The 23031-nt window shown below is 34.7% G+C and carries 22 protein-coding genes; 9 read left to right on the top strand and 13 right to left on the bottom strand.

All coding sequences use genetic code 11. The annotated features are described in order from the left end of the window. Window positions 1-2: 2 nt before the first annotated feature. On the bottom strand, window positions 3-419 hold the full coding sequence (locus H9L01_RS05110; RefSeq protein ID WP_187534931.1) for a hypothetical protein: 417 nt from the start codon (window positions 417-419) through the stop codon (window positions 3-5). A 32-nt stretch (window positions 420-451) separates the two neighbouring features. On the opposite strand from H9L01_RS05110, the gene H9L01_RS05105 reads away from it, so the two are divergent. Genes H9L01_RS05105 through H9L01_RS05095 form a run of 3 tightly spaced genes read left to right on the top strand, consistent with a single transcriptional unit; the run spans window position 452 to window position 2388 of the window. Beyond that, a complete protein-coding gene (locus tag H9L01_RS05105) occupies window positions 452-1501 on the top strand; it encodes a serine/threonine protein kinase (protein WP_187534930.1) in 1050 nt (349 codons plus the stop codon). 46 nt (window positions 1502-1547) lie between these two features. Continuing rightward, window positions 1548-2024, top strand: a complete 477-nt coding sequence (locus H9L01_RS05100; protein ID WP_187534929.1) for a DUF4352 domain-containing protein — start codon at window positions 1548-1550, stop codon at window positions 2022-2024. 19 nt (window positions 2025-2043) lie between these two features. Continuing rightward, window positions 2044-2388 (top strand): hypothetical protein, encoded by a 345-nt coding sequence (locus H9L01_RS05095; RefSeq protein WP_187534928.1) that lies wholly within the window; start codon window positions 2044-2046, stop codon window positions 2386-2388. Between the two features lie 54 nt (window positions 2389-2442). Here H9L01_RS05095 and H9L01_RS05090 read toward each other — a convergent pair whose 3' ends face one another. From H9L01_RS05090 to H9L01_RS05065, 6 genes are all read right to left on the bottom strand, one after another. Further along, window positions 2443-3891 (bottom strand): DEAD/DEAH box helicase, encoded by a 1449-nt coding sequence (locus H9L01_RS05090; RefSeq protein ID WP_187534927.1) that lies wholly within the window; start codon window positions 3889-3891, stop codon window positions 2443-2445. 182 nt (window positions 3892-4073) lie between these two features. Further along, the gene (locus H9L01_RS05085) at window positions 4074-5333 is read right to left on the bottom strand and encodes a zinc-binding dehydrogenase (RefSeq protein ID WP_187534926.1); all 1260 of its coding nucleotides are present in this window, start codon (window positions 5331-5333) and stop codon (window positions 4074-4076) included. A gap of 1 nt (window position 5334) precedes the next feature. Further along, window positions 5335-6270: a 1-phosphofructokinase gene (gene pfkB / locus H9L01_RS05080; protein ID WP_187534925.1), complete on the bottom strand. Its 936-nt coding sequence runs from the start codon at window positions 6268-6270 to the stop codon at window positions 5335-5337. Next, a complete protein-coding gene (locus tag H9L01_RS05075) occupies window positions 6267-6713 on the bottom strand; it encodes a PTS mannitol transporter subunit IIA (RefSeq protein WP_187534924.1) in 447 nt (148 codons plus the stop codon). The genes pfkB and H9L01_RS05075 overlap by 4 nt, the downstream gene beginning before the upstream one ends. Next, window positions 6706-8730 carry a BglG family transcription antiterminator gene (locus tag H9L01_RS05070; protein ID WP_187534923.1) on the bottom strand — a complete coding sequence of 675 codons (2025 nt, stop codon included), beginning with the start codon at window positions 8728-8730 and terminating at the stop codon, window positions 6706-6708. The genes H9L01_RS05075 and H9L01_RS05070 overlap by 8 nt, the downstream gene beginning before the upstream one ends. Before the next feature lie 117 nt (window positions 8731-8847). Beyond that, a complete protein-coding gene (locus H9L01_RS05065) occupies window positions 8848-10197 on the bottom strand; it encodes a PTS mannitol transporter subunit IIBC (RefSeq protein WP_187534922.1) in 1350 nt (449 codons plus the stop codon). Window positions 10198-10486: 289 nt separating this feature from the next. On the opposite strand from H9L01_RS05065, the gene H9L01_RS05060 reads away from it, so the two are divergent. The 4 genes from H9L01_RS05060 to H9L01_RS05045 all read left to right on the top strand — a co-directional run bounded on the left by H9L01_RS05060 (window position 10487) and on the right by H9L01_RS05045 (window position 13120). Further along, entirely contained in the window at window positions 10487-10906 is a 420-nt protein-coding gene (locus H9L01_RS05060) for a cupin domain-containing protein (RefSeq protein WP_159633267.1), read from the top strand. Between the two features lie 40 nt (window positions 10907-10946). Beyond that, window positions 10947-11594: an ABC transporter ATP-binding protein gene (locus H9L01_RS05055; RefSeq protein WP_187534921.1), complete on the top strand. Its 648-nt coding sequence runs from the start codon at window positions 10947-10949 to the stop codon at window positions 11592-11594. After that, on the top strand, window positions 11584-12342 hold the full coding sequence (locus H9L01_RS05050) for an ABC transporter permease (RefSeq protein ID WP_159633273.1): 759 nt from the start codon (window positions 11584-11586) through the stop codon (window positions 12340-12342). The genes H9L01_RS05055 and H9L01_RS05050 overlap by 11 nt, the downstream gene beginning before the upstream one ends. 121 nt (window positions 12343-12463) lie before the next feature. After that, window positions 12464-13120, top strand: coding sequence for a redoxin family protein (locus H9L01_RS05045; protein WP_187534920.1), 657 nt, complete (start codon window positions 12464-12466; stop codon window positions 13118-13120). Window positions 13121-13175: 55 nt separating this feature from the next. Here the strand turns inward: H9L01_RS05045 and H9L01_RS05040 are convergent, their stop codons facing one another. The 4 genes from H9L01_RS05040 to H9L01_RS05025 all read right to left on the bottom strand — a co-directional run bounded on the left by H9L01_RS05040 (window position 13176) and on the right by H9L01_RS05025 (window position 17501). Further along, the gene (locus H9L01_RS05040) at window positions 13176-13835 is read right to left on the bottom strand and encodes a membrane lipoprotein lipid attachment site-containing protein (RefSeq protein ID WP_187534919.1); all 660 of its coding nucleotides are present in this window, start codon (window positions 13833-13835) and stop codon (window positions 13176-13178) included. Window positions 13836-13873: 38 nt separating this feature from the next. Next, complete coding sequence (locus tag H9L01_RS05035) at window positions 13874-14542, bottom strand: hypothetical protein (RefSeq protein ID WP_187534918.1); 669 nt, start codon at window positions 14540-14542, stop codon at window positions 13874-13876. Between the two features lie 422 nt (window positions 14543-14964). Next, window positions 14965-15924 (bottom strand): ornithine cyclodeaminase family protein, encoded by a 960-nt coding sequence (locus H9L01_RS05030; protein WP_187534917.1) that lies wholly within the window; start codon window positions 15922-15924, stop codon window positions 14965-14967. Next, a complete protein-coding gene (locus H9L01_RS05025) occupies window positions 15921-17501 on the bottom strand; it encodes a BCCT family transporter (RefSeq protein WP_187534916.1) in 1581 nt (526 codons plus the stop codon). The genes H9L01_RS05030 and H9L01_RS05025 overlap by 4 nt, the downstream gene beginning before the upstream one ends. 226 nt (window positions 17502-17727) lie before the next feature. Between H9L01_RS05025 and H9L01_RS05020 the strand changes: the two genes are divergently transcribed. Together H9L01_RS05020 and H9L01_RS05015 are read left to right on the top strand one after the other, a co-directional pair. Next, a complete protein-coding gene (locus H9L01_RS05020; RefSeq protein WP_187534915.1) occupies window positions 17728-18429 on the top strand; it encodes a TetR/AcrR family transcriptional regulator in 702 nt (233 codons plus the stop codon). A 971-nt stretch (window positions 18430-19400) separates the two neighbouring features. Continuing rightward, window positions 19401-20222, top strand: a complete 822-nt coding sequence (locus H9L01_RS05015; protein WP_187534914.1) for a DUF4839 domain-containing protein — start codon at window positions 19401-19403, stop codon at window positions 20220-20222. Window positions 20223-20854: 632 nt separating this feature from the next. Here the strand turns inward: H9L01_RS05015 and abc-f are convergent. Continuing rightward, on the bottom strand, window positions 20855-22267 hold the full coding sequence (abc-f, locus tag H9L01_RS05010; protein ID WP_187534913.1) for a ribosomal protection-like ABC-F family protein: 1413 nt from the start codon (window positions 22265-22267) through the stop codon (window positions 20855-20857). A 277-nt stretch (window positions 22268-22544) separates the two neighbouring features. Further along, on the bottom strand, window positions 22545-22979 hold the full coding sequence (locus tag H9L01_RS05005; protein WP_187534912.1) for a GNAT family N-acetyltransferase: 435 nt from the start codon (window positions 22977-22979) through the stop codon (window positions 22545-22547). Between the last annotated feature and the right edge of the window lie 52 nt (window positions 22980-23031).

Here is a 23031-nt window from a genome sequence, read left to right as displayed (position 1 = left end):
TCCTACTCTAAAACGTTTGAATTATGACTGGATAAAAGTTCATTTGTATCCATCACTGACATTTGATTTTCCACCGCAAAGATTATGAGCATATCTCGCTTATCTTTGGCGTAGAGACTCGGATTATGAGTTAAGGTTAAAAAACGATTTGTTTCTTCGATACTACATTTTAATGCCAAACAAATTTGAATAATTTTATCTTTACTTCCTTGTTTTCTACCCTGCATAATCTGGTACGCATAAGTTCTTTCAAGAAGTGTGTTTCTAATTACTTCCCCTTTAGTAGTTTGCTTAGTGCAGATCATTTTTTCAAGCTCACTCACAAACTCTGGACACTCAATAGATTCTATCATTTCGGATAATTCATCGCGTGATGCATGCTTTAAAATTGATTGCAAATCTATAGTTTTCTTCTTCATAATTTCCTCTACTTCTATGCTATAATAATTTCATGGAACCATTTGAAATACAAGATGAAATAATTCTTCTCGAAGAAAAAGAAAAAATCATTAAACGTGTTACACTTAATAACTCGCCTGGATCGACTAAAATAGTGAAGACGTTTTTTCAACATGACAACATCGAAATTTATCGAAGACTACGTCTTAGAAAGCATATAAACATTTGTCCTATCTATGAAGTTGAGAAAGAGAATGACTCCTTTTCTGTACTTGAAGAGGATCTTGGAACTAAGACACTCGCTGATAATCTTCCTGTAAAAGATGTCCTGGAATTTCTGCACTATGCGCTACAAATCTGTGCAGGAGTCAGTCATCTTCACAACATGAATATTGTTCATCGTGATTTGAAACCTGAAAATATTTATCTATATCAAAATAGAGTTGTCATTAATGACTTTGATATCTCGAAACCTATCGCCACAGAAACAACTAGCCTCAAAGATACACAAATGTTAGGAAGTCCTGGTTATGCTTCTCCAGAACAATATGGATTTTCAAGAAGCGATACTCGCTCTGACATTTATAGTATGGGTGTACTCTTTAATGTACTCCTAACTGGTAGCTTTATCCAGGATGAATTAACTGCAACCCAATTTCGTCCACTTATATTAAAATGCACACAAATCGATCGAGATGACCGATATCAAAATGTTCAAGAGGTTGAGCAAGAACTCCGTAGAATTCAATCCAAGAAATCTAAATTCACACCACCTGGTTTTCGGTCACAAACTCGCTGGAAACAAGTTGTGGCATTAATTGGATACTTCTTGATGTTTGGATTGATTTTTGTCACTGAGTCTTCCGAACCTACTTCTGCATATGATCATTTTCAAGCGAAAATACTCATGGCAATCTTTATTTTTCCAATCTTTACAATTTCTACAAACTATCTAAATATTAGGAATTTAATTCCTACTCCCTTAAAAAAATATAAAATTATTGGATCTCTGTTACTTGGGGTTACTTTATTTGTAATCCTAATTCTTCTATTTGTCATCATTAGTGGAATCATTACAAGTATGCTCCCAGCATACCAATGATTCTTTTTTTTTACCTATAATCAAGCTACTAGGAGGATATTATAGCGTGAAAAAAATTTTAGTAGTTATGTTATTAAGTGTTCTTGTATTAACTGGATGTTCAAGTTCCGGTGAGAAAAAAGAAAAAGAAGCTCCAAAAACAGAGTTCGCAATCGGGGAAACTGCGGAAGTAGATGGTCTAAAGATCACCGTTAATTCAACACGTACCCTTGAAGGTGATGATTACATCAAACCTGAAGAAGGAAAAGAATGGATTGCTGTTGATTTTACATTTGAAAACACTGGATCAAAATCAAAATACATCGGCGGCATTTTAGAACTTTCAATGAAGGATAATGAGGGTAGAGAAAAAGATTCAAACATTTGGGGAAAACTTGACGGTAGTGTCGATGGGGATGTTCTTCCTGGTGAAAAACTTTCTGGGGAGAAAAGCTTTGTAATCAGTGGTGATGAAACAAATTTATTTGTTTACTATAAACCAACATTCTCTACCAAGGAACCTATCAAATTTATCATCAAATAATTAAGGGAGAAAGTTATATATGAAAAAAAGTAAATTACTATTGATATCATGGATTTTAGGAGCTTTGTATTTCGGTTATATAGTTGCTTACGCAACTGGTGCAATTTCAGGAACAGATGGCGCAGAACAAGCAGGTGCTGCACTTGCGGTCACACTTATGTTCCCACATATTGTATGTGTTGGTCTCGCAACACTCTTTAATATTTTAGGTTGGTCCATGAATAAAAAAGGATTTGCACTCACAGGTGGAATCCTCTACGCAGTATCTATGGTTCTATTCCCAATCTACTTTATGTTTGTATTAGTTCAAACTATCTTATCGTTTGTAGGTTATGCAAAAATGAAGAAAACAGTTATAGCGTAAATACACCAAATTAAAAGGAATGATTTCTTCTGAAATCATTCCTTTTTTTGAATGTTATCGTATGACATCGTTATAGGCTTTACCTACACGACGTTGTTTTCCTTTAATCGGATGATTTTGTAGATACTTAAGTACGGTGTTTCCTTTGCCATTATGAATATCGACATATGTTGAATCTTCCAATACTTGAATAACTCCAATATCTTCAAATGTAATTCCTGAGATGCTCGTAATAACCCCCACAATATCACCAGGACGTATTTTATTGTTTTTACCACCACGAATATGTAATTTCATGATATCTTCCTTAAACACGGCTTCTTGGGTCTCACGAGGCTTTTGTTTACGGTTTTGTTTCTTCAAGAATAGCTCTTGTCTTGCTTCAACCAGAGATTCACTTGGTTTTTTCATTGCAGTAATCTCATAAACTTCGGAAATTCCGTTACTACCAATCCAGTATGCGTCATCATCATCAAGTAATGAAACTGCAAGTCCTTCTTTATCCAATCGTGCTGTACGTCCAATTCGATGGGTATACGTTTCAAGGTGGTGCGGTGTATCATAATTAATGATAATGCTAACATCATGAATATCTAATCCACGAGACGCAACATCTGTCGCAACGAGGAATCTAAATTTCCCTGTTTTAAAATCATGAATTGTCTGTGTACGATCTTTTTGATCCATATCACCATGAAGTTTACGAATATTTACTCCAAATTCACTTAAGTATGCTTCGATGTTGTTCACAGCTTCTTTAGTATTCGCAAAGATAATTCCATGATCAGGATTCTTCACGATTAATACTTCATGCAATAGCGCAAGTTTTTCTTCACTCGTTGTTCGGTAAGATTCTTGAATGATACGGTTTCCAACATTGTTTGTAGAGACAACATTAATTTCAATGGGTCCTCTTAGAACTTCATCAGATAATTTTTTAATCTCTTCCGGGAATGTCGCTGACAAGAGAATCACTTGAATTCTTTCAGGCATGAAGCTTAAGATATCTTCAATTTGTTCGATGAATCCCATGCTTAACATTTCATCAGCTTCATCAATTACCAACGTTTTTACTTTCGAAACATCAATTGTATCTTGTGTTAAATGATCATAAAGTCGTCCAGGAGTAGCAACAACAATATGCGTACGTTGAGACAGATCTCTTTTCTGTAGTTTAAATGAATCTTTCCCGTAAACTGCTTGAACATTAAGTCGGTGGTAACGACCAATATTAGAAAGTTCATCACGCACTTGTAGCGCAAGTTCACGAGTAGGTGTTAATACGATTGTTTGAGGTGTACGGATATCCCAATCCGTTTTATCAATAATAGGAATACCAAAAGAGGCAGTTTTCCCACTTCCTGTTTGCGATTTGATGAGTACATCTCTTCCTTTTAGTATTGGAAGAATGGCTTCCTTTTGTACATCTGTAGGTTCAGTATATCCCAACTTATCCAATGCTTGGATTGTCTTTTCATTTAAATTAAATCTCTCAAACGTCATTATATTACACCTCTTCATTTTATATTTATTTTGAATTCTTTTTCGAAGTTTAGTTTACCATAATATAGATACTATTGGTATCTTATTTATTTCTCAATCACTTTCAACCCTATAATTTTAAGTGCAAACGATAAAATGGTAGCGTCTCTATTATCGCTACCATTTTATCGAGTGTAAATATTCTATAAATTACTATGCTTTAGTAAGATTCTTTCTGCTTCCGCATTCCATAACCCGTGTGTTTTTGAAACTGCTTCATGTAATTCTTTAAATAAAGGTTGAGTTTTACCTAATTCTTCAAAGTCAGCAATAGCAGTTAGTGGCATTTCTACATGGGTATACATGAGTTTCTTACCACCTGGAATAGTAGGAAGTGTTAGTGATGTTTCAGCAATTGCATCAATACCCCCGATATGAGTTACCATGACACTCGGATTTGTTCGTTTTCTTGCTGATAGATCTAGAGCTTCAATAAGATCATCATTATTGCCACCCGTCGATCCCATGAGTTTTGTATTAATATAGTGAACATTATAAATATTGACGCTTGCGCTTAACGTATTATCAGTTGGTCCTGCAAAGAAGTTAAGACAACCATCAAATGCAAGAAGACTGTCTGCTTCTTCCACAAGAGATGCAACTGGAACGTATACGAATGCATCATCATAACCATGTCCCTCAGTATATTCAAGAAGTGTTTTTTTACTATCCTCAAAGTTATTTGGATTATGATAGATTAATTCGATACCTCTCTCTTTAGCCATTTCTTCTGATAATACTTCACGTGCACGATTAATTCGATCGTCAGATAAATCAGTTACAACAACTCTTTTAGGTTTTGTATCAAGTTGTAGGGCATAATCGATGGCACCTAATCCCATCGGTCCACATCCACCCATGATTAAGATATTACCATTTTCTTTAATTCCCATTGCATGATGATAGTTTTGTTTATTGGTATGATATACTGCATTAAATCCCCCAATTATACACGACATTGGTTCTCCAAGAGAAGCCTCATAGTATGCTTCACCTTCATATACCATTAAGCATCCAAGTTCCATGACTTCTTGGGGAATAATACAATAAGTTGAAGCGCCTCCAAAGAATTCGTATGAATACCCTGGAGAGTCTAAAGAACCCTTGTAGTTAAGTGCTGGCTGTAAAGCAAAACGTTGTCCAGGCTTAAACTGTTCTTGCCATTTTTTACCCACACTCACGATATCCCCTGCCATTTCATGACCGATAATTATTGGGTTTGTATCAATATTTTGTGGTGCACGCTTATGCTTCTTTCCTTGTTGAAGTAATTTGTAGGTCGACATACAAATACTGTCACTGATGACACGAACAAGAATTTCATCATCTTTAATTTCAGGTAGTTCAAACTCATCCAATCTTACATCCATTTCCCCATACATTCTGACTGCTCTTGTTTTCATATTATGCTCCTTTTTCTATTTTCACAAGTTCCATTAGTTCAAGTACACGACTCTGTTTCCCAGGTTTTGTTCCTTCTGTTTCAACAGCTGCACCACTAGTTGCAATCGCTCTTTTAACAATTTGATCGTATGTTTCATGATGGTAAAAACTATAGGCAAGTGCACTTACCATCGCATCCCCTGCACCAACACTGGATAAAGATTTAAGTTCTAATCCTTTTCCTTTAAGTATCCTTTCTTTATCAATAAAATATGCACCTTCTTTTCCCAATGAAATAACTACTTTCTCAATACCCTCCTGAATCAACTGCTTACCATAAACGAGCATTTCTTCTTTTGTTGGTTTTCGATCTAACTCTAGTAGTGTCTGTATTTCATCGTCGTTCGGTTTGACACAAAATGGTTTAGCTTTTATGGCATCAACTAGACATTCTCCAGAAGCATCAAGAATTGTTTTAGCTGACAATGTATGACAGATGCGAATAATTTCTCCGTAAATATCTGTCGGTGCTCCTTGAGGTAAACTTCCCGATAAGATGACGATGTCATCCGTCTTAACATTATTTTTAATCCATGTATATAAATCATCTATAGTATCTTGGGTAATTGATGGGCCTTTTTCATTGAGTTCAGTAGTAGTTCCTGATTTGTCCACAATCTTCTGGTTTATTCGAGTTTCACCGATAGCATCAATTTTTACCACATCGTAGTTTTCACCTATCAAGAAACGATAGCTTCTATCACCATTATGACCCGCAAACACTGCAACGAGAGTACTCTCAAGGTGATGCTCTCTAAGATTTTTCGACACATTGATGCCTTTTCCTGCAATATCTTCAGTAACATGTTGAATACGGTTAGTTGCTCCCAGTTCAAAAGAATCGCAATAGATTGTTTTATCAATAGCTGGGTTGAGTGTTACAGTAATGATGCTCATTCGTCATACTCCTGGGTCAACATGTTATAAACTTCATCAACATCTGTCATCGCGATGAGTTCTTCGACATTTTCAATCTCTGAGAATAAGATTGCAGTTTGAGAGAGTATTTTCATATGCTCATCCCCGACTCCTGCAATTCCCATCACAACCTTAACAACTTCACCATTCCAATCAATACCATCAGGATAAATCATGACCGCAATTCCCGACTGAATAATTTCATCGATAACTTCATATTCACCATGAGGAATCGCCAGCATATTACCGATGTATACGGTTAGGGCATCCTCACGATTATGCATGCCTTCAACATACTTTGGTGTCACGTAACCATGATCTACAAGCAGTGATCCTACAGCATCAATTGCAGCATGCTTATCAACCGGCTTGCAATTCAGTTTAATATTTTCTTTAATTAACACAGGGTTTTTCTTATCCATATCTTTTATCCTCCATAAACTTTGTAATTGTTTGAATCAATACTTCTTGATTTCCCGAATCAATTGCAGGTACCAATAACTCACAATCTAATACTGATGCAGTTATTGTACTCATTGTTTTTCGCACATCTTTCGATGTAGGATACGGAACAATCATAAAAACCCCTCTTTCAATATTCTGATAATCAACACTTGTTTTTTTGTTGCTCTTCTTGAAAAAGATAACTTCCGGAAATTGCAGTCCTTCAATCTTTGCATGATACATAACAAAATTTAGATCTTCGACAATAACCGAGTCACGATTTTCTCGATTCATGATACCTTCGCGAATTTTTGGATGAATACCCTGATCACTATTTGATTGTTGAATAAGGTTGTCAATGACCTGCTCTTTATTGCGATTAAGATCTAATGTTACTAATCTTATATTCTCAATAACTTGCCATGAATAATCAATATTATCGCTATCTCCCATTGGTGAATGTAATTTTTTCAAACCATCTAATGCTGTTCTAATTGCTAGTATATCGTCATTTCTGAGCAATGAATTCACATTTACGATTGGGATATCACTCTCAATTTCTAAAGTTGAAACTAATAGATCTATATTTTTATACGATTTATTTATTACATCATCTACTGACAGCGCAATAACTTCATCCGCATCCATAAAAGTAGATTTTATTCTAGATGCCAGTAACGCTGAAATTCCAATGCCACTTGCACAAACAACACCAATATTTACAGATTTGTTAACCGTATCGTTAAGTTTCATTCTCTCAATCGCTGCTCCGAAGTGTAGTGTTAAATATCCAATTTCATCATCACTAAGTTTTAGATTGTTTTCAAGATACAAGATATCTGTAGTCTCTTTCACAATCTTAAGTAATTCTCCGTATTGAGTTTTTATTTCCTCTAGTAAAGGGTTTCGAATTTCAAGCCCATAATCCAAACGATTTAGAGTAGGTTTTAAATGAGCCAGGAGTCCCGTCATTAAGGATTCATCATCTCGAAAATCTTCATCCATTATATTTGAAAAACGTGATACCAGACTTTCCACCATCAACATACACTCATAGTTACTCATTAATTGTTCTTGAGATAATTGCGATGAGTTGCGAGGACGCGTTCCCTTTAGATGCATTAAGACATATCCCACTTCCGCTTCAGGAAACGTAACATTAAATCGAGATTCAATATCGCTGATAATAATCTTCGCTACAGATTCAAGTGCTTCATCGTCGTAAGTAAGATTCAGATTGGATAGTACTGCATCACCCGCACGGATTCGTTCTACAGCAATGGTTAGATGAATTACTAAACCAATATAGGAATGTTCTGTAATCTTACTCACAATCTGGGTGCTGCTATGTTCCAGTACATCAATGACGTTGTAGACCGTTTCTTGGTTCAGAAGACCGAGAATTCCTGATTCTTGATTTTGAAAGTATTGAACAATATCCTGATGACATCTTTCAAAAAGTGTTTCATTTTGAAGTGCTAATTGTTGATGAACAACTTCTATAATTGCTTTTCGTACATCTTCTTCTCGACCCTCAATCTCGATACCATATCCTTGACGTCGAATTAGCTTTAAATGATGCCGTTTTAATTTTTCTTCTATAATATCTAAATCTCGGCTAATGGTACCTTCTGAAACATCAAAAATCGAAGCCAGATTACTTAACTTAATCATGGATGTTTGCATAAGACATTCGATCATCAAGAGCTCACGTCTTTCATCAGCATTTCTGTAAGGAAGTATGTTTTGTGATGATTCAAGGCTTTGTATTAGTCGATTAACATCCTCCGGACTTCCTCTCAGTTTATATCCAAAACCCGATTTTGATTCGAGTTCAATATTAAAAGGTTCTAAAAGATAATTAACATTTTGAATCTCTCTGAAGACTGTGCGATTACTCACACTCAACGCTTCTGCAAGAACATGTGTTGATACATAATCATCATGTGATACCAAGACTTTTAAAATTTCAAGAAGTCTTGGCGAGTAAATCATATCCACGTGCATCACCTCTTTAATATAAGTATAGCAAAGTTCAACCTCACACTAGCTTTATCTATTTTAATTTTGCATAAACCAATCATGACAGAATGCAAAAAGGTTTGAGCGAACTCAAACCTTCCTCGTAAATCTTTCAACAAGTTGATCATATTCTGGAGCACTTAAGAAGTTTTGAATCGCAATTACCTCAGCTTGAGGAACACGTTCTTGAGCACGAGCTTGCAAACTTTGATGTGTAATTACAAGTTTCGCATCAAGTGGAATTTCTTCAATAGAGTGATTTTCCACACGAATTGTAATTCCTGCCTTATTAAGTTTCTTTTGTAATGTTGTAGCTCCCATTGCAGAAGATCCCATTCCTGCATCACAAGCAAAGATGATTAAGTCGATATTATGTTGTTTCGGCTTATTCTTAAGACTATCCATCGTTTGTTTACTTTCTTCAAGTGTTGATTTTGCGTGACCCATCTTATAGATCGCTGCAGCAATTGCAAAGGATACTGCTGCGGATACAGCCACCCCAATTAGAACTGGAAGTAATCCGCCCTTTGGTGCCATTGCACTAAGTGCCAAAATACTACCTGGTGAAGCAGGTCCGACAAGTCCAGCATTTAAAAGTTGGAACGTAAAGACTCCAGCTGCTCCACCACCAATGACTGCAAGTAATAGTAAAGGTTGCATTAATATGTATGGGAAGTAAATCTCATGAATTCCTCCAAAGAAATGAATAATGATTGCTCCAGGAGCAGATTGTCTTTCTTCTCCTTTACTAAAGAACATACATGCCAAGAGAACTCCAAGACCTGGTCCCGGATTTGTTTCGATTAGATAGAATATTGATTTCCCTACTTCTTGAACTTGTTCAATACCAAGTGGCCCGAAGACTCCATGATTGATTGCATTGTTTAAGAATAGTACTTTTGCAGGTTCCACAATAATTGATGCTAGTGGTAACAATTTCGCATTAACTATAACTTTAACACCATTCCCAAGAGCAGTAATTGCCCAAGCTACCATAGGACCAATTGCTGTAAGGCTAAATAAAGCTAATAACAATCCAATGATACCCAATGAGAAGTTGTTAATAAGCATCTCAAATCCTGCCGGTATTTTTCCGTCAAGAGCCTCATCAACTTTCTTCATGACCCATCCTGATAAAGGCCCTACAATCATAGCTCCTAAGAACATAGGAACCTCTGTTCCAACAATAACCCCAAATACTGCTATTGCACCCGTGACACCACCACGAGTTCCATGAATCATCTTACCCCCTGAATAAGCAATTAAAGTTGGTAGCAAGTAAGTGACCATTGGTCCAACAAGCTCACCAAATTTTTCATTTGGTATCCACCCATCAGGAATAAATAATGCAGTAATAAATCCCCATGCAATGAATGCTCCGATATTAGGCATTACCATTCCACTTAGGAATCGTCCAAATTTTTGTACTTTTTCCTTCATATATTCTCCTCCTTTTATTTACACTTATACTATAACCTGTATGCGCATACATATATTATCAACTAATTTAACGTTGACATCACCTATCCATGACAAAAGGAAAGAGTTTTAATTATTAATAAAGTTAAATTAACTCAAATTACAATAAACTATATAGATATTCCTTTTACTCTTAAAACTACTTACAGTTTTTTTACAATTCTTATTATAAATAAAGTATTTAGTCATTAGTCTTGATTTCGATTGTGATAGTGATTATCATTATATGTATAAAGAGGAGGAATTTCAGATGTACAATTTTGAAGACAGAGGAAAGAAACCCGTTGTTGAAGATATCGAAGGAATGACATTAGAAAACGAAAACTTTAGAACAACGATTTGGACAGGAAGTCAACTACAAGTAACCGTAATGACGATTCAACCTGGTGATGATATTGGTCTTGAAATTCATGAAGGTATTGATCAATTTCTAAGAATTGAACAAGGTGAAGGCTTATGCGAAATGGGACCTACTGAGGATAATTTAAACTTCAGTGAAGTTGTGAAGGAAGACTTTGCTATCTTTGTTCCTGCAGATACATGGCACAATGTTACCAACACTGGTACAAAACCTTTAAAACTTTACACTATTTATGCAGGTCCTGACCATTTGAAAGGAACTGTTCACAAAACCCATCAAGATGCTATTGATGATCCAAACGAACATTAAACACTGATTCGTCAGTGTTTTTTTATGAAGGAGTGAGACCATGAATTGTTTTGAAATTAAAGATGTTAATTACACTGTTAAGGAACAACATATCCTTAATAATATCAATATTGAAATACCAGAAGGTTCATTCACTGTCGTAAGTGGGCCATCAGGAAGTGGAAAAAGTACACTTTTGAAAATGATCGGATCTTTAATATCCCCTACTTCTGGAGATATTATTTATCACGAAAAGAATCAAACCTCATATTCACCACAAGAATATAGACAAGAAGTATCCTATTGTTTCCAAACACCCGTTCTTTTTGGAGAGACAGTAAGGGATAATTTAAAATTTCCCTATGAAATTCGCGGACTTGATTTTGACGAAGGTAGAGCACAACATCTGTTGGATACCGTCGGATTGTCAGGATTCATTGACAAAGGGATCAACGATATTTCTGGTGGAGAAAAACAAAGAGTTGCATTGATTCGTAATGTCATCTTCATGCCCAAAGTATTACTATTAGATGAAATCACAAGTGCTCTCGATACAGAGAGCAAACAAGAGGTGTGGAAATTTATCAATAAACTCTATAGTGAAGAAAAATTAACCATTATTTCAGTTACACACCAAGTGGATGAAATTGAAAATGCAACACATAAAATAATCATAGAAAATGGGAGTGTGGTAAACTATGAATCTTAATGTAAGTCCTCAAACTCTTGTTATGACTTTTCTGCTTGTTTGCGTCGGAATTTTCATCTCATATAAAGAAAAGATAGGAACCGTCAAAGAAATAATTTATAGCATTACAAGAGCGGTGATTCAATTAATTATCGTCGGTTATGTTCTAACCTACCTTTTTGGACTAAACAGTGGTATTGTTACTATCGCCCTTGTTTTAGTTATTGGATTTAATGCCTCTTGGAACGCAAACAAACGAAGTCAGGGAATGGAAGACGGATTCAAAATATCCCTAATTGCGATATTTAGCGCGTTAACCCTAAGTTTAGGTGTACTCATTGCTTCTGGTTCAGTTGCATTTACACCATCTCAAGTTGTTCCTATTTCTGGTATGATTGCTGGTAATGCCATGACAGCACTAGGCTTAACTTATCGAAATCTTAATAACTTCTTCAGAGATCAAAGACAACAAATACAAGAAAAACTTGCTTTAGGAGCTACTCCAAAACAAGCTAGTAAATCGATTATTAACGAAACGATACGTCTTGGTATGCAACCAACGCTCGATTCAGCGAAGACGATTGGAATTGTTTCTTTACCCGGTATGATGTCAGGATTAATGTTTGCAGGTACAGTTCCTTCATTGGCAATCCAATATCAAATTATGGTTACATTCATGCTTGTAGCAACCACCAGTATCTCATCATTCATTTCCGTAACCTTAGCTTATCGAAAAGCATTCAATCAACATGATCAGTTTATACGTTAACTTACAACATGAGTTTCTTTAGACTCATGTTTTTTATCAGTTAAAAAAGTTGTAAACTAAATTCTTGCAATGTCACATTTCAGTCGTTAAACTTATAATGAACTTAAATGTGAGGTTATTTATGAAGAAAATTACAAAAATGTTATTAGCAATGATTATATTGTTTGCATTGGTTGCCTGTCAACCTGCACCTAAAAAAGAAACAAAATCAGCAGTTTCAGAAGTTCCTACTGAACCAATTGTGAGCCCTGCTACTCCAGCAAATCTTACCGTCAAAGGCGAAGCAATTATTATTGCAGGCAACGACCTTCTTAAGGTTGGTGATAAACTTTCGACCGATGCTATTCTAACCCTACCTACGGCTACATTTGACTCAATGAAGACACAGAACTTAAATGATTATTCAGGATGGAAAGTTATTACTACAGTTCCTTCTTTGGATACACCAACATGCGCTATACAAACGAGTGACATCGATTCTGCAGCTGCAGATTATGGAGATGTAAACTTCTTAACAATCTCTGCAGACTTGCCTTTCGCGCAATATCGCTATTGTGGGGCAAATGACATTGAGAATGTCGTCGTTCTTTCTGATTTCAAAACTCTTGATTTTGCTCGTGATAATCATCTTCTCATGGAAGATTATGCATTGCTTGCTCGTACGATTATGGTTGTGGATGAAAATAACATTGTACAATATATCGAATATGCTACGGAAGTTAACAATCCAGTATCAATTACCGATGCAATCCACTTCTTAATTCAAAATAAAAAATAATAAAAAGGAACACTGTTTTGAATGATCTCATCATTTTAAACGGTGTTCCTTTTTTCTACTCTAAAATATTTTTTACGACACGACCTGAAAGTGATTCATAGATCACAGTTTCTTCTGCATCCATAACTTTCACTCGAGTTGCAATCGGATATTTTGTATCATTAAAATCTGAAACTTGAGATGCCATCAATTCAAATGCATCAAACATCGGCGCTAAAGTTGTTTTTTGTCTTGCTAATGAATTAGGCTTTGCAAACTCTTTCAAAAATTCTTCATGGGTAATTATTGTTGTAATAAAGATATATTTTACTTCTTCGTACGATTCAAGGCTAAATTCAAATTCAATACCCGGAGTTTCATTCAAAGTTTTAACATACTTATTCATTAGTACAAGCGTTTCTTCTAACTCTTTTGTATCATTATAATCTTGAAGTTTTTCAACATCCCACTTCACCGAAATATTTGTAGTTTTCTTTGGTATATTTGTGACATCTACATCTTTACCTGCTTCGTCCACCCAACCAAGAACAAACGGTTGATATTCCTCTTCTACCTTTGGTAGATATGTTTCGATATTCTTACCTTCTACCTCAGTTGTTTGTTCAGTCTTACCATTTTCAAATTCCATTTTATCTGTTTTAAATGTCATATCTCGTTTACTGCTACATCCAGCGAGTAATAACACCGATAAAATAGTGATTGCAATTTTCTTCATAAACTTCCTCTTTCATGTTGTACTAACAACGGTTATTTCTATGATAAATCAAAGAGATTTATCAAGATACGATCATCAATGGACTCATAGATAATCGTGTTTTCTTCATCGTCAAGAGATAAACGTGTAGCTACCGGATAGCGATCATAACTGTTCTTTTTAACTTCTACTCTACAAGTTTCAAGCGAGTTATAAATTTTAACTATCTCTTTGCGACCCTTGTCACTTGTCTGTTGATTGGAAAGGATTGAGATTAGTTGTTGATCAATAAGTACAGTATTCATAACTATATACTTTTTGTCTTCAATCTCTTCCCAGGTAAACTTATATTTGAGGTCATTATTATTGTTAGATTTATTGAATTTTTCATTTAAGACGCTGACAATTTGTTTCGCATCTTTATCTTTTAAATAACTAACTATTTTTTCTTCATCCCATTTCACTGTAATTGTTCTCACATTTTTAGGAATATTCTGAATATCGATAAAATCATCATTTTCATCGACCCATCCTAAAAAATAAGGAAGATACTCGTCTTTAATCTTAGGAATATATTTTTCCATATTATATCCTTCGACAGTTTTTTTCTCACTGTATTTTCCATTTGAAAACTCTCCGGTTCCGGAATTGAATTTTATTTCTCTTCTTGTACTACATCCTACCAATACTAATAAAAATGTCAGTAAGACAATAATCTTCTTTGACATAGACCTCCTAAAACTTTACATAGTTACACAGTAAATGTATCTCATTATTTAAAGACACCTTACAATCACCAACACGCTTGTGCATTATTATAGTTGCGCACACTTAAAGTACTTCATCCAACACCTGAATTGACTTAAGATTTAAGTTAACAAAAATCAAAGATTTTTAGAAATGCTTACTCTTCTAACCTTTGAGTGCGGAATGATTCGTTTAATTATCAATCATATGAAATCGTTTTCTCTACCTTAAATATAACACCTCTATCTTTATGAAACAACAGAGGTAGGCAAATAAAAAGTTGTATTGGTTCTAAATGTGTTCCTCCACTTAGTCCTCTACAACTTTTATATTTCTGCAAATAGTTACGATTCAATAGGAGAATGATTTCGATTTAATGGCCTATTTGCAGGGTATTTTGATATTATTTTGTAATTTCTTCAAATGATGCAATCGCGATTGCTACGTCCAATACGCATGATCCGACACTTTCATAAAGTGTAATTTCAGTATCATTTTCACGAGCTATGACATTTCCCACAAGCACGTCACCAACAGATCCGACAACTTTTTCTTTTGAAACAAGACCTTTTTCTACTGGAATAATGACATCTCCAGCTGCTGCCCACAATCCATCAACATGTTCTGTGATGATTCTACTGGACATGACAACAACCTCATCTTCAATTTCTTGCATATAAGGTGTGAATGATCCAATAGCATTAACATGCGTTCCAGGTTGTAGTGCCTTAGCGCTGAAAACAGGGGTATGTGAAGTTGTACATGTACAGATTATATCTGATGCAGCAACACACGCATCAGCTGTTGGTTCCGCAATTATTTTGTATGGTCTATTTTGAACTTTCTTGATACGTTCTATGAACCCTTCAACATATTCTGGCTTAATATCATAGACATGCAATTCTTCGAGATCACGAACTTCTTGAATTGCCAGTACTTGCGTAAATGCTTGTAGTCCAGACCCAATAATCCCTAATTTTGATGCATCTTTTCTTGCCATGACATCTGTAGCAACTCCAGCACTACCGCCAGTTTTAATAGCAGTAAGATAGTTTGCTTCGAGTAACGCTTTGAGCTCTCCGGTTTCAGTTGAATAGAGACTAATTGTAGACATGACACTTGGTAATCCTTTATTCAGATTTCCTGGGAAAACTGATGAGAATTTAGAGCCGAAGTAAGGTTGAGATTTAGAGATGGCTGTCAACCACTGACCACTATTTTCCACATCAATAATTGGCATTACAATGCGGCCCCCAGTGTAAATTAATTCTTTCGTATTATCGATATATGCTTGACGGAAAACATCGAGTGCCATTGGCATATTTACAATATTTTGAATTTGTTCTTCAGTTATATATATCATTCTTGAACCTCCACTTTTTTCTCTTTTGCTTCTGCATCCAAACGCTCATTGCGTTCCATATATTCATCCCACTTCTTGCCATCATATTTAAAGAAAGCAATAAAGATTATTACGATAATAACCATGGTTAGAATACCTGTTGATAAACTGATTGTTTGAATTGGTCCTAAACCACCAATAAAGATCAGCACAAGTCCTAATGCTCCCAGAGCAATTGCCCAGAAAATTCGATTTGCTCGACCAGGTTCTTCATCAGCTGGTAGATTGTTTGTCGAAACTATTGAAAGTGTATATGCTGCACTATTAATAACGGTAACGGTTGAAACTGCCATAACTACTAACATGACAACAAGGACAACCGTAGCGATTGGCATTGTTTTAATAATTGCGATGATTGCGTCGGTAATTCCTTGGGTTTGGAAAATATGAATAACATCCACAACACCTGTTTCATATGCGTGCATTCCATAATAACCTAGAACAATGAAATGTAACCAGCATCCAATACATGAAGCTGCAGTTGAGCCTAATACAAGTTGTTTAATGGAACGACCTCGTGAGATACGAGCAAGGAAAATTCCTGTATTCAATGCATAAGCTGACCACCAAGCAAAGAAGAATAAAGTACATGATTGCGGGAATGTCCCTGCAGTATGAGGTTCAGTAGCAAACATCATCTTAAAGTAGTCACTAATAAAGATACCCATACTATCAGTAAATGTATTTAACATGTATGATTTTGGTCCAATTAAGAATACAAATGCAAGAAGTCCAATAACCAATGCAAGTTTTAAATTACTAATAAATTTCATAGATTTTTGTAATCCACCATAGACACCGAAGACGAAGAAAATTGTAAAGAATACAAGAATTCCTGCATCGATCCAAAGTGATGTTTCAATATTTAGTAGATCAGCAATAATCGCACTAATTAACGGTGTCGATAAACCAATAGCAGCAGAAACAGCGCCAATGATTCCCATCATATAAACGATATCAATAATTTTACCAAGTAAACCTTTAGCGTTTTTCTCACCAATAACTGATGCACATGCAACGCTTGGTCTGTTTGTGTCTTCTCTTTTTACAAAGAAGAAGAAACCAAATACAACAGCTACTGTTGCATAGAGCCCATAAGCTGAAGGTCCCCAGTGGAAGAAACTATATGTCGAAGCATAAGTCATAGCTTGTCTTGATAATGGTTCTAATCCAAATGGTGGGGCAACAGCATATTGAAACCATTCACTGAATCCCCAATAAATTGCTACTCCAGAAGTTCCTGCTGCGAAGAGCATTCCTAGCCATACCGGAGTACTAAATTCCGGTTTTTCATTTCCTAATTTTTTATCACCGTATTTACTAAATGATAAGTAGATCATAATGATTGTGTTTGCAAAGAAAAACCATTGCAATGCCCAACCAAAGTTCCCTGTAATAACCCCAAATATTGCATTAAATGCTGCAGTGGACGAATCCGGGAATACCGCAACCAATGCACAGAAGACAATAACAATTCCTAACGGAATAAAAAACAAACTCTTGTCAATTGTCGCTTTCGTCTTTGACGAATCTTTCATATGCTCCTCCTTGTTAGTTTATTCTCAAACTAATCACGTGATTATTATATGACCGACCGATTAATATTTCTATGAGATCCCATGATAAAATAACATTTTTATCAAAACTTGATGAAATATTTCACGAGTTTTAGCTAAGTTAGTATAATTAATTAAAGATTTCACAGCTTATTTGGTTATCCGTTCTCTCATCTGTTATAATTTTGAGTAAAGGAAGCGTGCCAAGATGAACTCTATAAATAAGAAAGACTTACAAAAACAAAGAACGATGCGTTTCTTCATCGATGCAACCAAAGAGATTGCTGAAGAAGAAGGTATCAATAAAATTTCTATTCGTAATGTCGCAAATCGAGCAGGTTATAATAGTGCAACAATCTACAACTATTTTGATAATGTAGATAGTTTGATTTCTTTTGCAATGATTGATAGCGTCACCGATTATCTGCACGGTTTTGCACATATTCTAAGTCAAGATTTCAATCCTATTGAAGCTTTACTGCTTTCTTGGAGAATCTATGCAGAATGTTCATTTGAGAATCCAGGCGCATATGCCTATGTTTTTAATTCAGAATATACTCAAGATGCACTATCAAAATTAGAATCATATTTTGAAATATTCCCTATTAATGAAGACAGTGTTAATCAAATTGTTACTGACAAAGACATGATTAAGAGAAATCAGATGTTATATGCCCCTTGCTTTGAACAAGGATACTTTCCAAAAGAAAAAGAAACCTATATTATAGATTTCTTCTACATCATTCACGGGGGTTTTTCTAACCGACTATTCAATAAAGATATTGATTCTTCAGCGGCAGTTCCATTGTTCCTCGACTATCTTGTTGAGTTTATTGATAATCATCTGATTCGCGATGATTTCAAAGTTCCAACTACTGAAGAAATATTGGCAATGAGTTATACTCGGTAGTCTTATGCTTACACTTTAACAGAAACAAAAGTAAAAACGATCGTTGTACCCAAAAGAAAAGCAAAAAAATCAATCAATAATATGAGAAAAAGTAATTGTCAAATTAAAATAGTGGATTAAATAGATCCACTATTTTTCATAATGCATTTTATACAAGACATTAGTACCATTTTCTTTCTAGGAAACAATAGAAGAAGTTAATTACTCATCATATGCGTTAGTATAAAGCCTAATTCCTCTCGCAAACCAAATTCCAACCCTTACCTCCGGAGAATGACTCAATGGTTGTGTTGGACTAATACTAATTTCCTCAGAAAAATAGTACAAAAATCCAATTCGAAACTTTGTTGTGTTTGAAACTGTAATAATGGGAGAAAATATAGGTTCGAAACCTTTTCTTACCAAACCTATATCAGAGAATAGTAGTAATGAATATGCCAACGATAGAATTAATAGCGTCTTTTTTCTTTTAATAAATTCAATCATGAATGTTTCTTTCCAGCTTTATTTTAGCGTCTAACCAATGCGACAACTTGATCTTTATTAAAATTTTCCCAATTATTTGCTTTATTGCTGACCTAAAGATTATAGTCATTTGAGTGCTGTGCCACTTTAAAATCTTTGTAGTACAGATTTGTTTCGTTTTTGTCTGTTTAATCTTGAAGTAAGAATCCGTGTTAGTATTATTTTCAAGTTTGTTACTTTCTAGTATTTAAATTTTCCATTTCAATCACACGGATTTAACCATGATTAAACTATGAATTCACCTCCCCTTTACACAATATGCATCAAGAGTGTTTTTCCCTAGAAAATTTCGTAAGTATCTATAGCAACTATCCTAGCGAGATAATTCGACCTACTTCTTTTGTCAAACCCTTGGATTTGATTTTAATTTCATACCTTTAGATAATTATATGGGTTTTATAGAAATGTGGTGATATAATTAATCCATTAAGATTAGAGGAGAACTTATGAAAAACAATAAAAATCGACGTCTTATTTTAACGATTTTGATGGTGTTTGTTGTAGCATCAACGGGATGTTCTAAACAAAAAGTTAATGAAAACCAAATTAGAGTTACATTTACTTCTGAAGAATTTAAAAACAGTAATTTTGAAGAGGTTACACAAAAGATACAAAGTGAAGGTTTCGAAGATGTCACTACCGAAGAAATACAAGATTTAATTATCGGTTTTATGACAAAAGATGGTGCAGTAGAAGAAGTGTTGATTAATGATAATCATGACTACAAAAAAGATGATATCTTTGACAAAACATCAAAAGTTGTTGTAAGATATCATACATTTCCAACTAGTAAAGAAACTACCAGTGATGATAAATCAGAAGAAACTAAGCATGAAGAAACCAAGCATGAAGAAACCAACATAGAAACTGTGATAACCGAAGCGAACAATGCTGATTTTAAAGCAGCTTTACACACTAAAAATCCAAGTGATCCAGAAGTCACAGAATTTATCACTAAGTATAAAGGGAAAACCATTCAGTTTGATGGATACTCTTGGGATTGGTCAAATTACACAACTACTTCTCCTCTATCTGGAAAGAAAAAGGTTTATGATACACAGTATACTACTAATTTTATGGTTGGAGACATTGAGAACTCCGAAACCGACATTCGCGGTCCACTTTTCCGCGCTGAAGGTGTCATGATTCCCAATTTTTCAACTACTTTAAATCGACAAAACATGAAGATTACCGCCACTGTTGGAGGCTTTGATCAATCACGTGAATTTTTCATTCTGAGGGATGTAAAGATAGACAGTCGCGATTAACCGCAATATTTTAAGAATTACTCCGCACTCGCACTTACGCTGGATCCATGAGTATCACCCTATGTCCTCACTAAAATGTGAGGACGTTTTTTCTGCATTACGGTTATTTGTATGATGATGGTTGCCATCGAATCTAAATTTATCTTGTTCACTTACCTTGATTTTTCAAGATATGGCGATATTTTAGCCTATTATCCCTGTCTTAATCTATGGAAAGAGGCCGCACAATTCGGCCTCTTTATCTTATTACAAATACAAATAAACTCCTCTTAGACTTCCCACGGATCTTCCACCTTGGTTTTCATCATCATTATGTTGTGATCTTCTCTTTGCCTGAGTTCTATTAAGATTGCAACAAACTAAATTATTCGAGTTGTGGACCCACAACCTACATCAAACTATCTACCGCTATTGCAGGTATAGTATCTTCAGAATTGTTTTAAGATTGATTAAGGTTTTAACCGGTATAGTAGACTCCACCGAATGTGATATCGCTACTAATTCTTATTGTTTTATGCTATCTTATCCATACAAAATATTGATACACACTATTTATGTACCGATAAAACCCTCAAATATTTGACTAAAGTCTCTTTAATTAATTTCGCATTCAATCTCATTACTTATCATAATTATTTTATATTTATAACATCATCGCATATCTCATCAATGAGTCTCTCATCATGACTAATTATTAGTACCGTCCCTGGGTAACTTCTCAGCATCAGCTCGAGTGCCTTTACAGATTCAATATCTAAATTGTTCGTCGGTTCATCTAAAATGATAATATTACTCTCAGACAATAGTAGTTTACCCAATACAAGTTTCATGACTTCACCGCCACTTAAATCTCTCATCGAGGTTTGGAGTTGATTTTGTTCAAAACCTAAGTTAGCAAAATAGCTTCTTAGAATTGCCTCGGTTAGCACTTGATTTTCCATTAAGTAAGATATCGCACTCACATCCTGAACACTTTCAATACTATCTTGCTTAAAATATCCAATGTTGCTATTCTGAGCAAGTTCAATACCTTCTTCTTCATCCATGATCATACGAACTAAGGTTGTTTTGCCTGAACCATTTGGGCCGATGATCCCTATCTTACTGTTTAAAGGAACTGAAAAACTAAAATTACTGAATATTGTTTTACTGCCAAATGACTTATTGAGGTTTACACCTCTAATTGGATACGAATTGTGTAATTGTTTCGCAATAGTTGGCGTAAATATTAATTGTTTAGATTCTTTTACTTTTTCAATCTTTTCCACTCTACCAATTTTCTTTTCGATTTCTTTTGCTTTTCGATTAAGATTTTTTTGTTTCGAATCATTTCCTTTAGCATGACTTAATCTTCCCGAACTTTCTGTCTTCTTCACTTTCCTATTTCCTAGTTTTTCAGCTTTTTGCTTAATTTCATTTTTTTGTTTCTCAAATTTTTGAATTTCATTTTGATATCCCTCGTATAAGTACTTTTGCCTCTCTAATTCTTCGTTTTTGTAATTTTCGTAGTCGTCGTAATTTCCTGGATAAATAGTAAGAGATGTATTACTTATTTCCCATATGACATCGACAATATCATTTAAAAAACTTCGATCATGGCTTACTAGTACGACTGCGCCTGGATAATACATCAATTGATATTTTAAGCTTGCTTTCATTTCGTTATCGAGGTTGTTTGTCGGTTCATCCAAAAAGAGCACTTCTGACATATTAGAGAACGCATCAGCTAATTTTATACGCATTTTTTCACCACCACTATACGCTTCTGATTCATGGAGAATCCCTTGTTTACTTAATTGTTCATAATCTTGAACAGTTACCAACTCAAAATCATTCTGCGATAAGTAATGTATGGACGCATTATGACTAACACGACCGTTTTCAATTACTCCTGCGAGAATTTTTATGAGGGTTGTTTTTCCTGATCCATTTTTACCTACAACCCCGATTCTTTGATTTGGATATATTTCAACTTTATTAATGTCCAAAACAGTTTTATTATTATATTCAATTTCTATATTCTTTGCTTCTATTAAAGGTTTCATAGTAGCCTCTCTTTCTTTTTAATAGCATAAAAAAAACAAGACCAAAAGAGTCTTGTGCTATAAAAAAGACAAGACTCGGATAACCAGTCTTGTCAACAAAAAGAGCATTAGTATGCCTTTACGTTAATTATGCTTTTGCAACACAACTAAGTTATCACTACGATTCACTTAATTGTTGTAAACGAATTCTAACACAATACATAAAGCATACCTCCTATATACATTCATTATACAATAACTTCAAAATAATGTGTATTGAGGTTATCTTAGAATTTTTTTACTTACCGAGTACAATGACATTATCAATAATGCGGAAACCATTTTTCAGATAGAATTTTTCTGCAGGATATCCTTTTTCGGTATTTAATATTATTGCATTCATTCCTTTGTTTTTAATATCTGTATCAATAAGTTCAATAAACTTGGAACCATATCCCTTTCCTTGACTCCCATACTCAATTACAAATTGATCAATATAGTACTCCATACCTCTAATCCAGGGTTTTGAAAACCCTAAACTAAGGCCTACAATCTTACTATCATCCAGTAGTACATATCCTACAAAATAGTTATTATTCATATGATTCATAAAAAGCATCTTTATATCTTCCATTGAATCATTATCGAACCAAGGTTCTTTAGAAAATGTATCTTTAAATAATTGAGTACATTGTGGTAAATCATTTATATCTAAATTTCTAATCTTCATCATATGTTAAGCCTCTGCAATTCCTATTTGTTATATACATTATACTCAAAGCAGT

The organism is Erysipelothrix inopinata (genome assembly GCF_014396165.1).
In the GTDB taxonomy this organism is placed as follows: Bacteria; Bacillota_I; Bacilli_A; order Erysipelotrichales; family Erysipelotrichaceae; genus Erysipelothrix; species Erysipelothrix inopinata.
Note: the sequence above shows the minus strand (reverse complement) of the source record. Positions and strands in the feature narration are given on the sequence as shown.